The following is a 19032-nucleotide window of genomic DNA, read 5'->3' as shown; positions in this document are numbered from 1 at the left end:
GGTAGGCGCGAAGCTTCTTTTGCGGACTTGCCCGACCACGACAAAAGGGGCGTGTAGCCTTCGCCGTCATCGAACAGTTCGCGTAGTTAGAGAGCAGAGCAGATACACGCCTCCATCAAACGTGATGGTTTTGAAAGATTTGACGTGAGGCTGGAGGTCTTTTGGGACTCAAGAACTCGACTGCACCGTGGAGCTTGTGCGTTTGCCGGCAGCGAACGTTGAGGCGACATCGGAGCGTGCCAAGCAGGGATGTCGTACCATGCCGAACATAGCTGCGCGCAGCTTTGCATGAAGGGCCGCAGCTCTCACTATCGATGGAGCGAGCCATTCGTGGCCTATCGGCATTTACCCCACTAAACTTAGAATTGAAGATCCCAGGGCCGTCGTAGCTGTCGCGTCAACTTACCCACGCAGTAGCGGACAAACCGATTCGAAGTCGTTCGCTCGCACTTCAGCTCCTCCAGCCACGTTTCCTTTCACATGAATCTGGTGGTGCCAGGGCGTATCAAGATGTTCACGAACATCCAAAAAGCAAACTCGCCTCTCATCATGGAGCTTTCCCTTAGCATCGTCTCCTCGTCCGACTTTTCGCCTGTCGGCTCGAAGAAAAGCGTCCCGCCCGATCGGATCGGGCGGGACGTTGCCGGAGCGAGGCTTACTCGCCGGTCTTGCGCGGCCGTGACCAGAGCAGCGTGTAGCCTTCGCCGGCTTCATCGTCGAACAGGTTCGCGTAGATGGGCGCGTTGAACGAAGGGTCATCGAGCTTGAGCGAGAGGTAGTCGCGGCCTTCCTCGGAGCGCTTGGACCAGGCTGCCCCGATTTCCGCCCGGCCCACATAGACGCGGTGGCTGGGAGCGTTCTCGTTTGAGCGGTTGGCCTCAGGGACGATGCGGACGCCCCTGGCCTGCAGACTCAGCGTGACGATCTCACCCTGGAAATCGTTGCCGACCTTTCTGAAAGAACCGATGCTAGCCATGTCACTTCTCCTTGAGTTGTTTCGAGCCCCGCGACCACCGCGGCCTCGATGGCGATCTGAGAGCCGAAGACGATCGGCGACGCACCCGCTTTTTCGCGGGCCGGAGCGTTAAGCGGAGGACGCCGACGGGAAGACTTTCTTGTCTCGCGAGGAATGGGCGTTAGCCCAGGGGAAGAAAGTCTCGACCGGCGGCGTTGCGGCTCAGACGATCGAGGCGCAGCCGGTCTTCGGCCAGATCAAGCCAACGAGGCGAGGTGCGTCCGAGCGCTGAACACAGACTTAAGCGGAAGACGTGGCAGAGCTCGCTTTGCAACACAAGAAGGCGAACGGAGTGTACCGGTCGATTTCCTCATGTGACATCGAACAAGCCGCCCTTGTCATAATGAGAATTGCCGACGGTGAGCACATACGGATGAAGCTGCCGTGCTAGGTCCAATTGCCGTTCGGCCGTCTCAAGCGCATCGGCCGCATCTGCCAAGGTTTCATCGACCTTCTCGTGCTCCGCGAGGGCGAATATAGGATCGGGTTCGAGAGCTCGCGTCAGATCCGTCAGGGCATCTGCGCGCTTCGAGCGACGAGCGCCACTGCAAATCATCCCGCGGGGGACGCTGCAAGATTGGTGAGCCCGCGCCCCGGCAGATCGCTCAGTCGAGCGGGCGCTACACAATGCAGACTCCACGCCCGCGCGATCGGGTGAGGTGTCCGGATGGAGCGCTGGACGCTGGGCTACGCGTTTGAGGTCTACGAATCGAATCTTCTACCCGGTCCCTATGCCGACTATCTGCACCTCGAAACATATGGTCCCGTTCTGGAACCGCCCGGCACTAAAGCCGCGGAGGCGCCCAAGGTCCGTGTGGAACAAGAACGTGAACGCAATCAATATCCCGAATGAGAGCGCTCATGACCACGTCATCATCCACAAAATCGGCGAGACAAAGCGCGGGAGCAAAGCTCGTGCCGTTTTCATTCGCCCCCATCTGGACAAGCGTGAAGGGCTGAGGGATGAATATCCTTTCGGAATTTCATAGAAAGTAATTGTATGCCTTGGCGGGCAATGGAAACCCAAGATTTTCCGGCGGTTATCGGCATTGCCGACCGAGTGCACCTAAATTACCCCGAGGAGGAGGCGGTATTTGCGGAGCGACAGCGCCTCTATCCCGGCGGTTGCTTTGTCCTTCAGGCTGGGCCGGCGGAAATCACCGGCTACATCGTCAGCCATCCCTGGCACTTCAAGCAGCCACCGGCGCTCAATGTCCTATTGGAACGGCTGCCAGACCCTGCGTCCACCTTCCATGTGCACGATATCGCGCTGTTGCCGGAGGCGCGCGGCAATGGCGTAGCTTCGCATGTGGTGCGCAAACTTATCACCCACGCAAAAGAAGCGGGCTTTCCTAACATCTCACTGGTGGCCGTAAATTACTCAACGGCGTTCTGGGAGAGGCATGGCTTCCGCACGCTTGAAGACGACGCCCTCAACAAGAAGCTCGCTACCTACGACGAACACGCAAAGTACATGGTCCTTGGGCTAGTATGATCTTTCTGCACCGACTGTCGGAGCACTACCGGCGGATGGCCGTGGGCTTCGGCATCGCAGCGGCCGTCACCGGTGCTGTCTTTGCGATCTTTGATCTTCTTCCGGCTCTTCAGAAGATGGCTATCGTTGGTTCTATCTATCTCTGCTGTGGCGCTGTTGCGCTGACCTTCCGTCAGCACAGGAAATTCTTCCAGACACTTTTCGGCTGCGGCCAGGAAGGTCTTCTTCTTATGTACGGTGACCTTTTCCAGGTCACCGCTCCACACCAGTCCTCGTAATTGCTCGGCGACTTCCTCCGCCAGCCGGAGGTCACCCTTCTTCGTGGCTATCCGGTATTGCCTGCCTTCGATCGTCGTTGAGGGCATGATACCAGCCGAGCATTCCCTCGGCGGAAAATTGTGGACCTTGCCACCAAGTATGACGTGGCTCTTTTGCTTCTTCGTCCTTTGCAGCGCGACTTCGTTGATGTCGCATTTTTCGTTCGCTCCGCAGCATCATACACGCCAAGCGTGCTGAACCGCGACTTGTGCTAACTTTGTGCTAAAGAAGAAAACGCCGTCAATTCACCTCACTTATTGATCTATCGTACGTTTATTTTCATGAGTGATGCAATGGTATGGATTTTAAGTCCGGCCGCGCATTCAGCTCGCACCGAAGGAAAGCAATCTCAGACATAGGGGCGAAGCTATTCCTCAGGCGCTGCGTCGGTCAGAGCCGGTTGAGGCAGAATTGGTCGTCCTGGCCGGCTCGCCACCTGGCCCGATAAAGAAGTGATGTGCATCCAAGCCTTCCCGGCGATGAAGATTGCGCCAACGCATGCGAAGGCCTCACACCAGAACGGCGACGACACGCTGATCTGCGATAACGCGAGCGTCACATGGAAACCAGCAATTCCTGCCGGGATAGCAAAAACTGCGCCAATCACGCCGCGCACAGTGCTCAGCCGTGTCATGGAATGGGCGAACTGAGCAATGGCAAGCGTCAAGGCCGCACTGACGATCGCGACAGTGAGCGCAGCACTAATCCCGCCGCCGTGATCCAATGCCATTGAAGCGGCGCTGACGGCGACAAAAAATGGGAAGGCGTATACTGCCAGAGCAACGCTCAGCCAGAACAGCAGACCGAGCCCAATGAGATTGAGGGCAAGTCCAAGGCCAAGCACAGTGGTGGTCCCGCTAAAAGGAGTAGCGACTGCGCCTTCCACCACCACCACGGCGCACCTTAGTGTATAGAACCAAAAGATGATGAAATCGAGACGCAAATCCGCCTTGTATAGAAAGGCGATTTGCTGGTGCGATTGAGGCTCGAGAGTCATCGGCCGCAGCTTACGATTTCGCTTTGAATTTCGACCAAGGCGGCGCGTGCGAGCAATCCTTGCGAACTCCAGGCCGAATAGCTTTCCAGATGTTTTTGCTGGGTTGGAAGCTAGTTTCACGCTTCGCATGCTCTGCTATCAGCGAAACCGTCTATCACCATCAAGCGCAGCAAAGAACGAAGTCACGCCCGATGGATGCCTGGGCATTCCGGATCATGCCCAAACATGACAAAGTGGTCGAATGCCGACCACGGATATCGACGCTGCTCGCCTCCTATGATTGCGAGCTGAATACTGAATATCTGGTCGACCGCGCGATCGCGATAGTGCGGCTCGCAGCCGAGGGATGCAAGGCGCGCAAATGCTCCCTTGGGACTCCAAAACACCCGCCGCGGCCTCAAAGCCGCAATGCCATCGACGTAGGATCAGCTAAAGTGGTGGTCAGGCAGACCGAAGCCGGGCTCCGGTTTCCTGATTCCCGTCCCTTCCGTCACCAAGCATGAGGAGCTTCATTCGCCAACTTAGTGCGGTTGCACCTCGCCTCGGCCGATGAACTCCAACACCGACTCAGCCTGACTGATTTCACGTGAGATACGCTCCAATATCCGGAGCGTAGATACGTGCGTCCGGATGAGACCGGCTCTCGCGCACGCAATATCCAAGTGATGCATCACCTGTTCGTGGGTGGGAGCGGCCCGATTCTGCAGCGCACTGATTGTCAATGATGCAAGCACGTACTCGACGACAGTTTCTTCGGTCTGGATCAATTCTGATTGCCTCTCCTGATCGCAGGCCCAACTCTGAAATCAATTATCGACGAAAGTGTGTGCACTCTGCGCGAGTGAATGCCTACGTTGCGGATTCGAAAGTGCGCATGATGCGGCGACTTTTAGTGTGTTCCGGCGTCCGCGAGCCGAAAAGGCGCGGACGTGCCAATGAATTGGGAACGCTCGAGAGTTTTATCGGGAAAGCGGAGAACGATCAGAAATCGTGGCACAAAGCTCAATCTTCATCGTTTCTGAGCGCTCCGCATTCTTCTGCATGTTTGGCTAACTTCTCGTATTCCTCGGCCACTTTCAAGAGCCTGTCTCTGGGTCTGCCGGGTACGAGCGCATCCGCCTTGGTCCGCGTTGCTTGCGCACGACCTCGCCAGAGCTGTGGATCGTAGATTGGTCTGTATGGCGTCATGTGGAGAGGATGCAATTCGTAGATCAAGATAATGCGACGGCCGACCTCCGTATCATTACGTAGCTACTCGTCAGCAGGCTCCCCACTGCGAAGACTCGCGCAGATACAGCGGCCGCCCCTGCAGGACGGGCATGAGCCTCTATTTAGGTTGCGCGGCATGGATAGTTGGCGACAGCGAACCAATCCGCTTGCGAGGCAGGCCGCGAGCCTCGTCACGAGATCTTCCCGCCGGAATAATTAGTGCGGAGAAATCACCGATCATCATCTCACTTTGCAAACCTGACGTACGAGGTTGTGAGGTTAGCTTTGCCTTCGCTAGAACTTGCATGCTGCTGCAACACATGTTGTTGTCGCGAACACGACCTTCGCCTGACGTCTGCAATACGCCAAGGCGTTCCGAATACGACATCGGGCAGATTGCTGTTTCGTTTGCGAATCTGAGGAGAAGCATATGCAGTTCTGTGGCAGACGCCTGTCGATCTTGTTATCCTTGCTTTTGACTGCAAGCGTAAGCACGATCGTCAAGGCTGACGGGCCCTCGCCGAAATATACGGACGTGCTCAATGCCCTGCAGGCGGGCAAGGATGTGAAGGTCATACTAGATCTCAGTCGCTGTACCACCGCCGATGGCGACAAGCCCGGGCCGGCCGTGCAGGGCGGGCTGACTATCAACGCCTTCAGGGTGAGCGTCCAGAACGGCATCAGCTTCGCCAATGCGCATCAAACCTTGGACAGCTCGGGACACCCCGTTACGGAATACATCCGCCACAGCCTCAGTCGTGAAGGCAAGCTCACGGTGAGGGCCTCCAAGCTGGCCGCTGGTGCGGCCGAAGTCGTGAACCAAGGTGAATTCGTGTGCGAGCTGCCGGACGGGGCGAAGTTCGTCTGGTAATCGGGAGAAGCACTGCGAGTGGCCGAGCTGCCCTTCGCTATCGGCCGCCGGGTTCAGTGAGCAAACGACTACGTGAAAAGATCGTGGTTGGGACACCATGGTTGATGGCCCCGCACGGATCTCGGGTAAGACCAATTTGGCACTCGGCTTCTACTTCAGTTTTGACGGAAAAGCGCGCTTTCGGCAGCTACGAGTCGCGAGCATGAAACGCCGATTGCGTGCGCCTTGACAGCGGACATCAGATCGCCGTTCTCAGGCCAGGGTCTAATGGGATCCCACCATAGCTTTTCGATTCGCCGGCCTGATCGCGCTCACGCCGTCTCCGCGCCAGCGCGACAGGCGCATTTGAAGCTCGATGAACGAGGCGCCACCCAGTTGAAGTGTCTTACATGGTCGGCAACGCCAAAGCACTTGGTGATTTGCCCTAGATCACGGCACGAAGAGGCGTGTTGATCGAACATTCTAGATCAGAAGCGCGCCGCAAATGGGTGAGCCAACGATCTCGCTTTGTTGTGAGCTTGGATAGCCAAGGCCGGGCTTCACATCGGGCAGAAGACGATCGTTAGCTCTGCTCTTTCCTGACCACAGACTGACGCATGCCGACAGACCTCTATCGGCTCAGCCGCGACAGATCGATAACGTCGGAAGGCGCAAAGAGTGAACTATGTTCCTCATCACCGCGACATCAGCGGGAATGACCATTGCAAACGGTAGTGTTGCGCAGCTCAACTTGCCGCGTCCGCAGTCACCTGCCGCCACTCGTCGAAATCCGCATACGCGAAGAGCCGCCATCGGACGCGTGCGTCCTGATGGGGACGCTAAACCTAACGTTGCGTTCGATTTGCAATTCGCGTTGGCGCTGTTAGGCTGCGAGGGCTGGGGTCAACCTAAGGAAGTGACGTCGGAATGAAAAAATTGTTGCTTATATCGGCGGGCGCCCTCGCGCTCGCTGCGGCGGTGCCCACTTTCGTTTACGTCGCTAGGCACGCTGCGCGATATTTCGACGCCAATACGCTCGCGGCCGAACCACCAAGTCCCTGCGCTGGTGACCCGGAGTGTGTGGATCTTACCCCGGATCCCGCTGGTATCTGCACACGTTACCCGGAGGCGTGCCAACGCTAAGGACCTAGTTACAAATTGCTTGCGACAATAGCGCTCGCAGCGGCCTCGTCTTCGCAAGAGAGGCCGCTACCGGATGACGCAAAGGCGTCAGCTTAAGTGTTGTTTAGGACGACGATATCGCCCGAGAAATTCTAGCCAGGCTCACGATATGGGTGAGGGAGGTCTCTCTGCGTGCACGGCTTGCCGAAGCCGCCCTCACCCGCCAGCTTATCCCTAAGGAAATCCATTGACCGGACGCCCCGGAAAGGTAAGCGCAAATTTCCAAAAACTCATTCATCTCCAAGCTTGTCAATCGCAGCGATCGAGCAGGCGCTCGACGGAGCCATTTCGCAAGACTCGATCTCGGTCATCGATCATCGATCATCGTCGCAACGCGTAGCCTTGTGACTCGGCGGCGTGAGCGATCCATCCTAGGGGACAAAGGCTGCGTGAGCAGGCTGCCTCAGTTCGTCATACCTCTTCGCGGACACGGTCGGCCAATAAGGTTGCAGATGCTCGTTCGGGAGTTAATTTGGTTACACCATACGCTGACGAATCGGTCTTCATTCTAGCAGAGCCTATGCGCTAGTTATTCGTTCCCCATTCGGAGCCGTAGAGACTACGCATTTCGGCATGGGCGCGGCGGATCATTGACCGCTTGATCAGACGCCCCACGATTGCGCCGACGGCAAGAGCAAACAGACAGCCCAGAGAAAGGTTCAGCCGCCCCCAATAGATATTCGAGGCCATCACGGGAAAAAACGCAGCCAGCATTGCGCCCTTGCAGATCAATCGCATTTTTAGAAATCGCCCAGCCCAAGCGCGCAGCAAAAGCTCGCCATCCGACCAAAACAATAGCACAAGCTCTCGCAGCATTTCTTCGCCGAGTTAGATGCGCAGCTGTAGGAACTCAAGGCAAAAGGTGGGGCCGGCGAGGAAAATGCCCACGAAGCTCCCAACAACTTGGACAAGGACGCATTCGGTAGGGCCAACGAGCCGGGACGTTTTCGAACGCTCTTGAAGGTCAGGAGAGCACGAACAAGCCTGAGCGAAGTGGACAGTCAGCATGGCGGCCAGCGCCGAAGTAGCGACGCTCACCTGAGTTATGGAAAGGCATTGGCGAAACTAGGCTTACAGATCGGACCTTCAAATTTGACACAAGCGCGTCGGCGAATGCGGGATGCACTAAGCCCAGACCGCTCGCGGCCCCGTGCACCGACGAAAATACTGCGACATCGGTATTTTTTAAGGTGCTGTGGCGTCGCTTTCGGCGTCAATTGAGACGGCGCTCACGCGCCGCCTTTGCCAAACTTCCAGACCGGGATGCCGAGCTTTTTGGCCTTATCGACGAGGTTGTCCTGGATGCCTGTGCCCGGGAAGTGCATGACTCCGATTGGCATGACCTCGAGCATCGCGTCGTTGCGCTTGAATGGTGCGGCCTTCGCATGTTTTGTCCAGTCCGGCCTAAAGGCGATCTGCGGAACATTGCGATTGCTGGCCCATTTTGAGGCAATCAATTCGGCGCCTTTCGGCGAGCCGCCGTGCAGCAGAACCATGTCGGGGTGTTTTGCGTGGACCTTGTCGAGCCTATCCCAGACAAGCTTGACGTCGTCGAAATCGAGCCCACCGGTGAACGCGATCTTAGGGCCAGCAGGGAGCATCACCTCGGTCTCCGCCCTGCGCCTTGCGGCGAGAAAGTCTCGGCTGTCGATCATCGCGGCGGTAAGGTTACGATGGTTGACGACTGAACCAGAGCGCGCCCGCCAGGGCGAGCCGGTGTGAACTTCGAAACTTTCGGCAGCCTGGTCGCGAAAGAACTCCATGGCGTTGCGGCGTTCGATGAGTGTAACGCCTTCGGCGGTGAGCCGTTCGAGTTCGACGGATCGTACTTCCGAGCCGTTCTGCTCGCATTGGCTCCTCTGCTGCGCTTGCTCATTGGCGTCAAGTTCGCGTTCAATGCGTTCCGCCGCGCGATGGAAGAGATTAACGGCCGACCAGAGCAAGTCCTCAAGGTCCGGCTCCAGGCGCGTATCGCTCAGGGTCGAGACTAGTGCATCGAAGATGTCGGCGATGGCACCGATGATTGCGTTGGTTTCGGGAAGCGGCCGTGGATCGGGTTCATCTTGCAAAGGACGAAAGCCAAACAGTTGAAGTTCGGCAAGAGCGTGATCGGTCAGAGATGAAGCATGGCGCGGTTCGAATTTCGGATCGTCGATTTCGGTCATCATGGGTGAGGTCCTTTCCGGATCGGCCGCGCCCACCGCGGCCTTCGTGGCGATCACCCGACGTCAAGCGGCACGGACCAGAACCCAAAGCGAAGCGCAGGGCCGAAGCGAAGCGGAGGATGGCAGAGGTGCGGCTATTTTGTTTCGCGATGCAAAGGCGCGGAACGCGCCAGCGGAAAATAGCCGCGACCTCTGCCATTGCAGGGCCGTCCCGCTTGCCGTCCGATCGCCTCTAGAAGGCCAGGGGGCGGCTCTATCCGCGATAGGTCGACCTCACAGGACCGGTCATGAGCTGCCGGCTGTATTCAACCGACCTCGAGCGCGACCGGGAAGCATTGAGCGCAGGAAAAGCCTGAGCAGCGAAACGGGTCGCGAGCTTAGCGAGAGGGAGCTCTCATCAGCTCGCTCACTGTGGTTGCCCCTCGCGGCGGTTGACCAAGTTGAGCACTGATGGCGCCTTGCGGATTTCATGTGAGACAAGCTTCAATATTCGCATTGTAGATTCCTCCGTCCCAACGAATCCTGTCTTTTCGCACGCCAGCCGAAAATGATGCGCAACTTGTTCGCGGGTGGGTCTGGTGAGGCTCTGCAACGAGCTGGTAGTTAATGAGGCGAGCATGTGCTCGGCCACCTCTTTTTCCGCCTGAATCAAGGTTTGCGTCCTTCATATGATCGCTGCTCGCCTGAGAGCTATGCAGCCTGATTGTCGGCGATGTTGTGAGTCCCTGATGAGCGCGGAATGCTACGGGTCCCTTCGTGCGCGGGATCATGACACTTTGCGCGAAATGGCTCCGTCGATCTCTCGCACGATAGTGATGCTTAGTTGGATGGGCGGCTTTTGACCTGCACGTACTTCGATTCTCCTGAAGAGAATTGCGAAACTAGTAACGTGGCTACCATCTGAACCTATGGTCGATTCTTCGCGGTCAGCGGGGCTTAGGCTTAGTTAGCAAGCTTGTTGTGCTGATACTGATTGAGAGCGCGCATGTCTTAGCCGGCGCGATGTGCCGGTTTCCTAAATGGACCGATGCCTGAATGTGTAGCTTGTTTATGGGCTTTCAATGCTACAACCTGCCGTTACGTGCGATTCAAGTTGTTTCTGCGATTTGGCCGAGCCTTGGTTGCCAGGCAGGAATGTGTACTCGTAGGCGACGACTTTAGTCGGCGGCGAATGGACATTGCGAGCCTCTCTCACGGCTGCGAACGAAAGGAATGCGCTGACCGGCCGGCTCCTCGACGCGAATAGGCGCCGATCCGAACGGATCGTCTGGCTCCTACCACCTGGGTCCGATGGAAGGTATATCGCTCGATGTGGAAGGAGTGCGCGGCCGAAGGTTTGGTAGGTGCTTCGGCCGGCTTTCGGTCACCTTTAGAGATTCCAATCCCATCGACCCTCAAAACGGCGTTGGCACCGGTTAGCCGTTGGGAAGGTGACAGACGTCAGCGCGACCACTTGATCGAGGTCGCACTCAGGACCCGTTGGTTGCAACCGGACCTATGAAGCGCGCGACATCCAGCGGAGTAAACTGGAACTGCAAGGCTGAGCGTAGTTCACCGAGGCCGAAGGTTCGCAGGTCTTCGTTGAAGTCTGAAAGTCGAGGTGATAACGCAATCGCCTCGATACCAGCCGCGATGGCGCGCTCGGTCAGCGCCGCTACAGCGAGATCGCCGGCTGCATCGGCATCGCGTGCAATATAGAGCCTGCGTAGCGTCAGCGGAAGCAGCAGGGCGGCAAGATGGTTTGCTGAAAGCGCGGCAGCCATGGGCATTGTCGGAGCTGCGCAGTGAAGCGAGAGCATCGTCTCGATGCCCTCTCCCGCGGTAAGCACATCATCGGCCGCACCGAATCGAACCGCATTGCCGAGAAGGCTGCCCATGGCACGCCGCGGCGTGGCGACTGGCGCCTTTCCGAGACGCACGCGATCGAAGCCATCAGGATCGAGCCAGGTGCGATGGACGCCAGTGATCCGACCCTGGAGGTCCGTGACACGGGCGATCAATGCCGGCCAGGTCTCCGTCTCTGAGTCCTCATCTGACCGGTAGTAGCAGCGGTGGTGGAAGCGCAGCTCCCCATCTTCGCCCAAAACTGCAATGCCGCGCTCGCGCAAATAGGTTTCAGCAAGGGTTCCCGCGACCGGCTGCGAGATGGCGAAGAGGCGCGCCGCCGCCTGGGGCGAAGCAGCCAGCGCTCTACTGTGCGCAAACTTCGATGGGGCGACGCCCGAGCGAGGCAAGTTGAGAAATCGCCGCGCCTCATCGGCGACGTCGCGGAAATCGAGAAGCCCGCAGCTTTCGCGGATGATGTCGAGAAGATCGCCATGTTCACCCGTTGCGGCATCCGTCCATTTGCCGGCCGGCCGCTTGGGCGAAGCTATCAGTCGCACGAACATCGAGCGCCCTGGTGTGTTGCGGGCATCGCCGACCATCCAGTAGCTGCCTTGACGCTGGCCGTTGGAGAGATAGTAGCGGCACACCTCCTCGGCCTCACGCGCGAGACGATGTGTCAGATCGTGAGGTTGACCTCCCATCACGCGCCCTCCCGTTCGGCGACCCGCGCGAGCGGATAGCTCTCCAGTACCTTAGAGAGGCCCCCCGCGTTTGCCGTATCTACGCGGATGAACGTGCGTAGCTTCAAGTTGAAACGGTGCCGCATGGTGTCGGTGAACCTGGAGAGTTCAATACGGTTGGCATCTATCACTTGTGGGCGATGGAGCGGGAGACTTTCTGCGAGATGGAAAACTGTTCGCCCGTCAATGAGCGCCGCAAACGAGTCAGCCGTCATCGCCGGCAAATCGGCTGACGCATTCTGCGTTGCATATGACTCGTCGAAAGCAATCATTCCGTTGAAGTCAGAGCCCAACGATTCCACGACGTGCCTGACGCACCAAAGCTTCTCGCCTCGTCGATCGGCGCGTAGCGTGGCGTAGGTCGTAAAAAGGACGTCTTCAGCGAGCCGGATCCGGATCGGCGAGCGCCGGGGGAACCATGGGAGGCGCGTGATAAGCAGCCGCTCCATATCGAGCACGGACCAGTCACGCTGCGCATCATCGATCAATTTGTCCGACTTGTTAATCGAGACGCCGCACCGCTGTCCCATCGCCCAATTGTCGATCAAGATGTCGCCGCCCCGGTGCTGCGTCGACAACTGCTCAAGGGCCTGACTATCTTCCCAGTGGCGTATTTGGGCCGTCAGTCGTCCCGGGATTTTGGAAAGCATCGGCAACATCGAAATCGGCAATCCTGGCTCGGCGCCGATAACCGATTTATATTTGCGAAGGGACGGGACTGCTGCCGCCTCCCAGGCGTCATAGGCAGTTTTCCAGTCGATCGCGTCAATGAGACCGAACCTAACTTTCATGGCGCTCCCCAAGATCGCGTCGATACCCTGACCGCGCGCACTTGGGAGTAGAAGGCGTACTACACGAAGCAAAGAGACTGCCGCGGGCGAGAGCGTTACGGCAGCAGCGGCCGTAGAATCTGATGGCTTGAACATATGGAAAGCCTGAGGAGAGCGGTTGCGCAGCGAGCCGCCGGCGCTCTCTCGTGATCCGACCGGCTCAAACCTGCCCGTCGCCCCTCTTCCTCTCCATCAGATGGAGCCACGCAAACGCCCTCGCCTGGACCAAAGGCGTGCACCTGCCGAATCGGCAGGAGCCTGGCAAGAGGTGCGAGGGACGGGAGAGCCCGTTCCTCGCCGTCACCTCCTTCGGTGGAATAGGAATTCCGGCAAAGCGGCTTCGCTGCTGTTCCTCATCGTCGCATTCATGTGGAATTCGGGCAGAAGATCGGCTTCTCGCTGTGCGCCGATCCGGACTACGCCTTGTCGGCAAGCGGAGCGGCCCAGAGGGCGAGCAACTGTCATCGAGAAGACGTCGGCCATCGCTTGCCTGGATGCGAGTAAGAAGGACCTGCGGGCTTTTCCGGCGGGCGTCCGAAGCGACATCCGCCAATCCCTTTTTGAAGCGCAGCCCGGCGAGCACCCGCGCAATGCGAAGCCCCTGAGGGCTTCAGCGGGTGTTTGGAGATTCGCGACAATTTCGACGGCGATACCTACCGAACCGTCGATCCAACGTGTCTGGGGAGCGTCCTGAACGTCCTGCACGGGATTCCAGAAGAATCCACCAGCGGCATTTCCACGCCGCAACGATACATCACCTGATTCGGCAGCACCTATGAGGCGCCGAGGCGATCCACAGAGCAAGAAAGGGAGACCGATGATGAGCACGAAGAAAAGGTTGCTCACGGGCTCAGGCAACATATTCGCCGATCTCGGCCTGCCGAACGCCGAGAAGCGCCAACTCAAGGTTGCTCACTCTGACTCACGAGAGGGACGGAACGGGACATCATGGCAATATCCTTAGACTTTTGAGAAGGGCCACCTTGTCGCGTGTCCGATTTCTGCGGCCCGCGCAAGTCCGTGGGCGACTGCGGAGTTTTGGAAATCTTGGATTCATGGCGCCGCCTGGTGTTCTGACATTTGCGATTGGCGTTTTGCTGCACTCATTACTTGGACAAACCCGCCTATTCGAGACGCGCTCCACCTGACGTATTCCCAGGCGTTCATGGTCCAATTTCGCTACAGCATGATCTTACGAACTCTATGTTCTGAGGATCGGATACAATTCTTGCCCAAAAGCACCCGCGTGGCACCTGCCAGGATTGGTGGCCGCACAGGCCGAGGCCCGCAACGGAAGCGGGTTGTGACCGTACGCCCATAGACATCTGGGGCCGACAGGCTTACAGCTGCGAGTTTTCAGCGGCCATCGATGCCTCCCACTCTATCGTAAAGAAAACTGACTTCGATGAAGTACCGGCAAGCTTTTTTGAAGCGGAAGTCCCTTTCGTACCTTTGTGGCGGCGCAATCATATTTCTTTCGACGTCGGCCGCGCTCGCTGCCGATGCAGTAGAAGCCGTCACGCAAGTGGTAGGCTGCGCGACCGTGAAGGACGACAAGGATCGCTTATCGTGCTTCGATAAAGCCGCAGCAACGCTAACGACGCCTGGCGTTCCCAGTGGGCCGAAGACAGCGAACACCAAAGAAATCGTTACGCGCTATAGCCCGAACGATTTCAAGGTCGTTGATCCGGGTGACCTTCATGTCGCCCCTGGAAAGTTCGTCGGGAAGCCTTTTGAGATTCGTAAACGTCAGATGCCTCTACGCCAGGGATGGTTACCGCTGCATTACAGCTCGGCGGCGCGGGATGATCGCTGTTGTGTTCGCAACGTCCGTCGACCCAGCGGCTGAACGGGAGACACTGAAAGACAATTGCGGCGCGATCGAGAGGATTGAGTCTCCCGCCTGCCGAAGGGATATTCGAATAGTTCCAACCGACTACGGCGAAGATTCCCTCAACGCCGTTGCGAAGCGCATTGTTCTGAGGGTGGTGAAAATTGAAATCCAACCGTCGTCGCGACCGAAGCGACAACTCGAGAGTAGATGAAACGCATGTTTGCGCCGCTCCAGAGACCGGGTGAAACCGGAAGCAACGTGGTGGTGACTCGGCGTCGGCGACCGTGTGAGAAAAGCCGACGCGGTATAGATCGAGCATAGAGTGCAGGTGGCGGCAAAATTCCGCTCGAGTCGACGCTAGAGCATCGCGGCTGACGCCATCGACGATGCCGCTTGGTGGCGACCTGGTCTCTGCGGCCTGTGCGTACCGATGATGCGCCGCCTTGCAGTTCCAAGCGAGCAGCTCGTGCAACTGATGGCTCTTGGTTCGCCCGGAAACGATGCACTCGAGCACGTTGGTCAAATAGGACTCAGGTCGAGCTCATGAAGTTCTTCCGTGTTCACGAGCGAAGCCGGGATCGCCTGACTCCCGACGCCGCCTTCGCTGTCGCTGAACATGAGTTGCGTCGCAATCGGGCACATGGAACGCTCGACTGTGTTGCTGTAAACCCCGATACGGCCGTCGCGTAGAAACATCATCAATCCGTCCCAGTGATTGAGCACATAGTGGATCGCCTCAGCAGCCTCGATTAGGAGAACAGCTGTCCGCCATCTCGGCCAGTCGCGCCTTGAACGCCGCTAACAACAGTGTGCTTCTGGTGTGGCGGGCGGAAAGCCGCTGCTCCGCACTGCTGCCGCGGATCTCCGCTTCGATCGCATAGACTTCCTGCAGGCGTCCGATCACCTCGCGAGTGAACGACGACCGCGTCTTGAATACCTCAATAAAATTGCGTTGGGCATGATGAGACAAAAGCGAGTTGGATTGCACCACCACGTCCGCGCGCCAGCCGCCGGTACGGCGGCAGATACCAAGCGAACTTCGAGCCACCCCGTGGCTCACAAGCGATCGGTGCAATGGCTCCAGCCGTACTTGGAACGGGCCGTTCGCAGCCCCCGCAGCATCGCTCGCATCACGTTCAGCACCTCCTTCACGTTCTTGAGCACCAGCTGCTCGTCCACGAGCATCGCAAGCCGCTCCCAACGACTCCTCGAAGACCATCTCTTTAACGCATGCATCTGCGCGCGCAGCTTCTCGTTCTTAGCGTCAAGCCGAGCACCATCCACGAAGCAGAGCGATAGCGGTAAGATTGCAATTGAGCGGGCTCGCGCCCGACTGGGCAAGTCCGCGTGGGGCTAACACGTCGCGTGGAAGGTAGTAAGCCGCGCCGAGTCCATTCTCGTATCCCGCGTGCGACACAGCAGACTTTCTCGTCATGAGTGCAACTAAGGAAGGCACCGCCAAGCACCAACCGTCGGATCAACCGTGATCGGATTCGATCCTTCTGCTGGGCTCAGAGGCAATCCGGCTGCAGCACGGGGGTTTTCGAGAAGAAAGGTGAACCGCGTGACACCAAGGCATAATTGTCCTATGTGACTGTTAGATTTAAAATAGCTAGAACTATACGAAGGTTTATAATGCCTTCGTCGGGATCAGTGGCCGATCTCAGAACCACTCAGGAGCGCCTGTCGGCGTCGAATTAAAATTGCTGCATTTAACCTCTCCGCCAGAAGGGCCGGACCGCCACCAGCATGTTTAACCAGCTCACCACATTGGGACGTTCAGCGACGCAGCTAGTTTTTGGTAGCATTACGCTAGCGGCGGTGACACTAACTTCCTTGTATATTCACAGCCCTTTCGCAGCGACGGCGTTCGCCTATCTGGTGGTGATAATGCTGTTTTCGCTGATGGGCAGTTTCATCGCATCGTTGGTGCTTTCCATCGTCTCTGTCGCTGCGTCAGTATACCTGTTTACGCCGTCCACGTTCGGTCTCCGGATCGGTGACCTCGAGGACCTTTTGGTGGTCGTCGCCTTCCTAACCGCCTCAATTGTTGGAACCCAGCTGATCGGAAAAGTCCGCCAGGAAAGGGAGGCTGCGCGTGAGGTCGCAGCCAAGCTACGGCACAGCGCGGACGATCTGCATAACCGCGAAAAACGCTGGCGTGCAATCTTTGAGCATAATCCGGTCATGTACTTCATGGTCGATGAAGCCGGAGCGGTCCTCAACGTCAACACTTTGGGCGCGACTCAACTCGGCTATGCGCCTGCGGAATTGGTCGGCCTATCCGTGCTGAAGGTCATTCTGCAAGAAGATCGTGAGGCCGTTCGCAAATGCATCGAGATGTGTCTCGCAAAGATCGGTCAGTCGCACACCTGGGACATCCAGAAGGTCAGGAAGGACGGCTCGGTGCTATGGGTGCGCGAAAACGCCAAAGCAATGCTGTGGGCCGACGACAAGCCCATTGTCCTCATTGCCTGCGAAGATATCACCGAACGAAAGCGGACGGAATTTGCTCTGCAGCGGAGCGAAGCGCATTTGGCGCAGGCGCAGGAATTGAGCCATACTGGCAGTTTTGGCTGGAACACCGCGACCGGCGAAGTCTTTTGGTCCAAGGAGAATTTTCGGATTTTCGAATACGATCCCGAAACGAAACCGACACCGCAACACGTACTAGACCGCACCCACCCAGAAGATAAGGCTTCCGTCCAAGCGATTCTGGATCGAGCGGCTCAAGGCCAGGATTTCGAGCATGAATACCGACTGCTGATGCCAGACGGGTCGGTAAAGCACATTCGCGCGGCGGCACGGGCCACGAGAACCGCGACTGGCGATATCGAGTTTGTCGGGGCGGCGACGGACATCACGGCGGCAAAGCAGACGGAACAGCAACTGCGCCGTAGTGAAGCCTATCTGGCCGACGCGCAGCAGCTCAGTCGCATGGGCACTTGGGCCTGGGATTGCCACCGTCGTTGTTTTGCGTATCGCTCCGCCGAAGTGAGTCGACTGTTTGGCTTGGATCCGGACGAGCCTGTATCACTTGAGACCATCAGGTCGCGTATCCATCCAGATGACTTGGCGCTGCAGCAGGAAGTGCAACGTCGGGCTATCGAACAGAAGGCAGGTAACTTCGAATATGATTTCCGAATCCGTCTTCCCGATGGCACGATAAGGCACATACACTCAGTTGCGCACGCTGTGTTGGGAAGAGATGGCACAACCGTCGAGCTCATCGGAACGCATATGGATGTCACCGAGCAACACGCAGCCAGCGAACAGCTGGAAAACACCCTTGCTGCGCTGCGTGAGAGCGAGCAGCGCTTTCGGGACTACGCCGAAACAGCTTCCGACTGGCTTTGGGAGACCGGGCCAGACCATTTGGTCACCCACTTATCGGACCACGCCAGCGCGGTGGGCGTCTTGGCCGCAGGGCTCATCGGTCTGCCTCGCTGGGAAATCGCGTGCGACGTTGAGGAAGAACCCGAGAAGTGGCGGCAGCATCGGGCGACGCTAGACGCACGTCTGCCATTTCGCGATCTGATCTATCGCGCCGTCAACAGTGCCGGGTCTACGTTCTATGTCCGGACCAGCGGCAAGCCCTTTTTTGATGTAGCCGGCAAGTTTCTCGGCTACCGTGGCGTCAGCACCGACATTACCGCGAGGATTCGTGCAGATCAGGCCGAACAAGAGTTGCGGAAGGCACAGGCGACTCTTGCGCATGTGACACGCGTGACGACGCTGGGAGAACTAACAGCCTCCATCGCCCACGAAGTAAACCAGCCGCTCGCCGCCATCATCAGCAACGCTGACGCGTGCCTCGGCTGGATGGGTCGCGAAACTCCCGACCTTCCCGCAGCGCGCAGATCGGTGGACTGGATCATCGAAGACGCGATCCGGGCAAGCGAGGTGGTCCGCAGGGTCCGCGCACTTGCGAAGAAAGGTGAGATCGAGATGGTACCGCTCGATATCAATGAGGTCGTCAAGGAGGCCATCACGCTGGTGACACGTGAGCTGGTCAATCAGCAAGTGACCTTGCGAACTAAGTTTGCGCCAACACTCCCCACGGTCCTAGGTGACCGGGTTCAGCTGCAACAGGTGATCATCAATCTGGTGATGAACGGGATCGAGGCCATGCAAGCGATTGACGACCGGAAGCGCGAACTGACGATCCAGTCATCAAGGGACGATAAGGGGCGTGTGCAGCTCTCCGTGACTGATTGCGGCGCCGGGATCGCTGACGAAGACATTGATCGCATCTTAGACCCGTTTTTTACTACCAAATCGAGCGGCCTTGGAATGGGTCTGTCGATCTGTCGTTCGATCGTGGAAGCCCACGGAGGGCGCCTGTCCATCGTCAGCAAGCAAGAGCCGGGCGCGACCTTTCAATTTGTCCTGCCGGTCGTGTCTTAACGTCTTCCCCTCCCCGAAGGGAGGGGATTTTTCCGAGGAGCCTTAAGCGGCTCTACGAGATTTGCGGCGGAAGGAGACCTCCTCGCGGGCCGCGTTCCGGCCCCGAGAATGTTGCGGGCTGCGTTCACGTCGGCATGCGCCTCGTGTCCGCAAATCGTCGCAG

18 protein-coding genes are annotated in these 19032 nt (G+C 58.0%); 6 read left to right on the top strand and 12 right to left on the bottom strand.

Going from position 1 to position 19032, the window contains the following annotated elements; all coding sequences use genetic code 11:
* Positions 1-655 precede the first annotated feature (655 nt).
* Positions 656-976, bottom strand: coding sequence for a DUF736 domain-containing protein (locus tag KUF59_RS05745; protein WP_258768659.1), 321 nt, complete (start codon positions 974-976; stop codon positions 656-658).
* A gap of 349 nt (positions 977-1325) precedes the next feature.
* Positions 1326-1454: a hypothetical protein gene (locus tag KUF59_RS05740; protein WP_258768658.1), complete on the bottom strand. Its 129-nt coding sequence runs from the start codon at positions 1452-1454 to the stop codon at positions 1326-1328.
* A gap of 228 nt (positions 1455-1682) precedes the next feature.
* Between KUF59_RS05740 and KUF59_RS05735 the strand changes: the two genes are divergently transcribed.
* Complete coding sequence (locus tag KUF59_RS05735) at positions 1683-1868, top strand: hypothetical protein (protein ID WP_258768656.1); 186 nt, start codon at positions 1683-1685, stop codon at positions 1866-1868.
* A gap of 162 nt (positions 1869-2030) precedes the next feature.
* Positions 2031-2510 carry a GNAT family N-acetyltransferase gene (locus tag KUF59_RS05730; protein ID WP_258768655.1) on the top strand — a complete coding sequence of 160 codons (480 nt, stop codon included), beginning with the start codon at positions 2031-2033 and terminating at the stop codon, positions 2508-2510.
* Here KUF59_RS05730 and KUF59_RS05725 read toward each other — a convergent pair.
* Together KUF59_RS05725 and KUF59_RS05720 are read right to left on the bottom strand one after the other, a co-directional pair.
* Positions 2468-2875 (bottom strand): hypothetical protein, encoded by a 408-nt coding sequence (locus tag KUF59_RS05725; protein ID WP_258768654.1) that lies wholly within the window; start codon positions 2873-2875, stop codon positions 2468-2470. The two genes, KUF59_RS05730 and KUF59_RS05725, sit on opposite strands and share 43 nt — an antisense overlap.
* A 320-nt stretch (positions 2876-3195) precedes the next feature.
* Positions 3196-3825, bottom strand: a complete 630-nt coding sequence (locus tag KUF59_RS05720; protein ID WP_258768653.1) for a hypothetical protein — start codon at positions 3823-3825, stop codon at positions 3196-3198.
* 23 nt (positions 3826-3848) lie between these two features.
* Here KUF59_RS05720 and KUF59_RS05715 point away from each other — a divergent pair, with 23 nt between their 5' ends.
* Both KUF59_RS05715 and KUF59_RS05710 read left to right on the top strand, forming a co-directional pair.
* Entirely contained in the window at positions 3849-4328 is a 480-nt protein-coding gene (locus tag KUF59_RS05715) for a hypothetical protein (protein ID WP_258768652.1), read from the top strand.
* Between the two features lie 1136 nt (positions 4329-5464).
* Positions 5465-5905: a VirK family protein gene (locus KUF59_RS05710; RefSeq protein ID WP_258768651.1), complete on the top strand. Its 441-nt coding sequence runs from the start codon at positions 5465-5467 to the stop codon at positions 5903-5905.
* A 1686-nt stretch (positions 5906-7591) separates the two neighbouring features.
* Here KUF59_RS05710 and KUF59_RS05705 read toward each other — a convergent pair.
* The 5 genes from KUF59_RS05705 to KUF59_RS44205 form a co-directional block, all read right to left on the bottom strand.
* Entirely contained in the window at positions 7592-7882 is a 291-nt protein-coding gene (locus KUF59_RS05705; RefSeq protein ID WP_258768650.1) for a hypothetical protein, read from the bottom strand.
* A gap of 413 nt (positions 7883-8295) precedes the next feature.
* A complete protein-coding gene (locus tag KUF59_RS05700) occupies positions 8296-9231 on the bottom strand; it encodes a DUF2493 domain-containing protein (RefSeq protein ID WP_258769948.1) in 936 nt (311 codons plus the stop codon).
* A 406-nt stretch (positions 9232-9637) separates the two neighbouring features.
* Positions 9638-9883, bottom strand: coding sequence for a hypothetical protein (locus KUF59_RS05695; RefSeq protein ID WP_258768649.1), 246 nt, complete (start codon positions 9881-9883; stop codon positions 9638-9640).
* Positions 9884-10700: 817 nt separating this feature from the next.
* Complete coding sequence (locus tag KUF59_RS05690) at positions 10701-11759, bottom strand: DUF7146 domain-containing protein (RefSeq protein WP_258769947.1); 1059 nt, start codon at positions 11757-11759, stop codon at positions 10701-10703.
* Positions 11759-12589 (bottom strand): strawberry notch-like NTP hydrolase domain-containing protein, encoded by an 831-nt coding sequence (locus KUF59_RS44205; RefSeq protein WP_408918066.1) that lies wholly within the window; start codon positions 12587-12589, stop codon positions 11759-11761. The genes KUF59_RS05690 and KUF59_RS44205 overlap by 1 nt, the downstream gene beginning before the upstream one ends.
* 1444 nt (positions 12590-14033) lie before the next feature.
* Between KUF59_RS44205 and KUF59_RS05680 the strand changes: the two genes are divergently transcribed.
* Positions 14034-14477 carry a hypothetical protein gene (locus tag KUF59_RS05680; RefSeq protein ID WP_258768648.1) on the top strand — a complete coding sequence of 148 codons (444 nt, stop codon included), beginning with the start codon at positions 14034-14036 and terminating at the stop codon, positions 14475-14477.
* Positions 14478-14981: 504 nt separating this feature from the next.
* Here KUF59_RS05680 and KUF59_RS05675 read toward each other — a convergent pair.
* Genes KUF59_RS05675 through KUF59_RS05665 form a run of 3 tightly spaced genes read right to left on the bottom strand, consistent with a single transcriptional unit; the run spans position 14982 to position 15647 of the window.
* A complete protein-coding gene (locus KUF59_RS05675; protein ID WP_258768646.1) occupies positions 14982-15161 on the bottom strand; it encodes an IS66 family transposase in 180 nt (59 codons plus the stop codon).
* Positions 15162-15198: 37 nt separating this feature from the next.
* Positions 15199-15510 (bottom strand): IS66 family transposase, encoded by a 312-nt coding sequence (locus KUF59_RS05670; protein ID WP_258768644.1) that lies wholly within the window; start codon positions 15508-15510, stop codon positions 15199-15201.
* 8 nt (positions 15511-15518) lie between these two features.
* Positions 15519-15647 (bottom strand): hypothetical protein, encoded by a 129-nt coding sequence (locus tag KUF59_RS05665; protein ID WP_258768643.1) that lies wholly within the window; start codon positions 15645-15647, stop codon positions 15519-15521.
* Between the two features lie 564 nt (positions 15648-16211).
* On the opposite strand from KUF59_RS05665, the gene KUF59_RS05660 reads away from it, so the two are divergent.
* A complete protein-coding gene (locus tag KUF59_RS05660; RefSeq protein WP_258768641.1) occupies positions 16212-18869 on the top strand; it encodes a PAS domain S-box protein in 2658 nt (885 codons plus the stop codon).
* Positions 18870-19032: the final 163 nt, after the last annotated feature.

The sequence above is a fragment of the Bradyrhizobium arachidis genome, from assembly GCF_024758505.1.
In the GTDB taxonomy this organism is placed as follows: domain Bacteria; phylum Pseudomonadota; class Alphaproteobacteria; order Rhizobiales; family Xanthobacteraceae; genus Bradyrhizobium; species Bradyrhizobium manausense_C.
The sequence above is the reverse complement of the archived record's forward strand: the minus strand, read 5'-3'. Positions and strand labels throughout refer to the sequence as shown.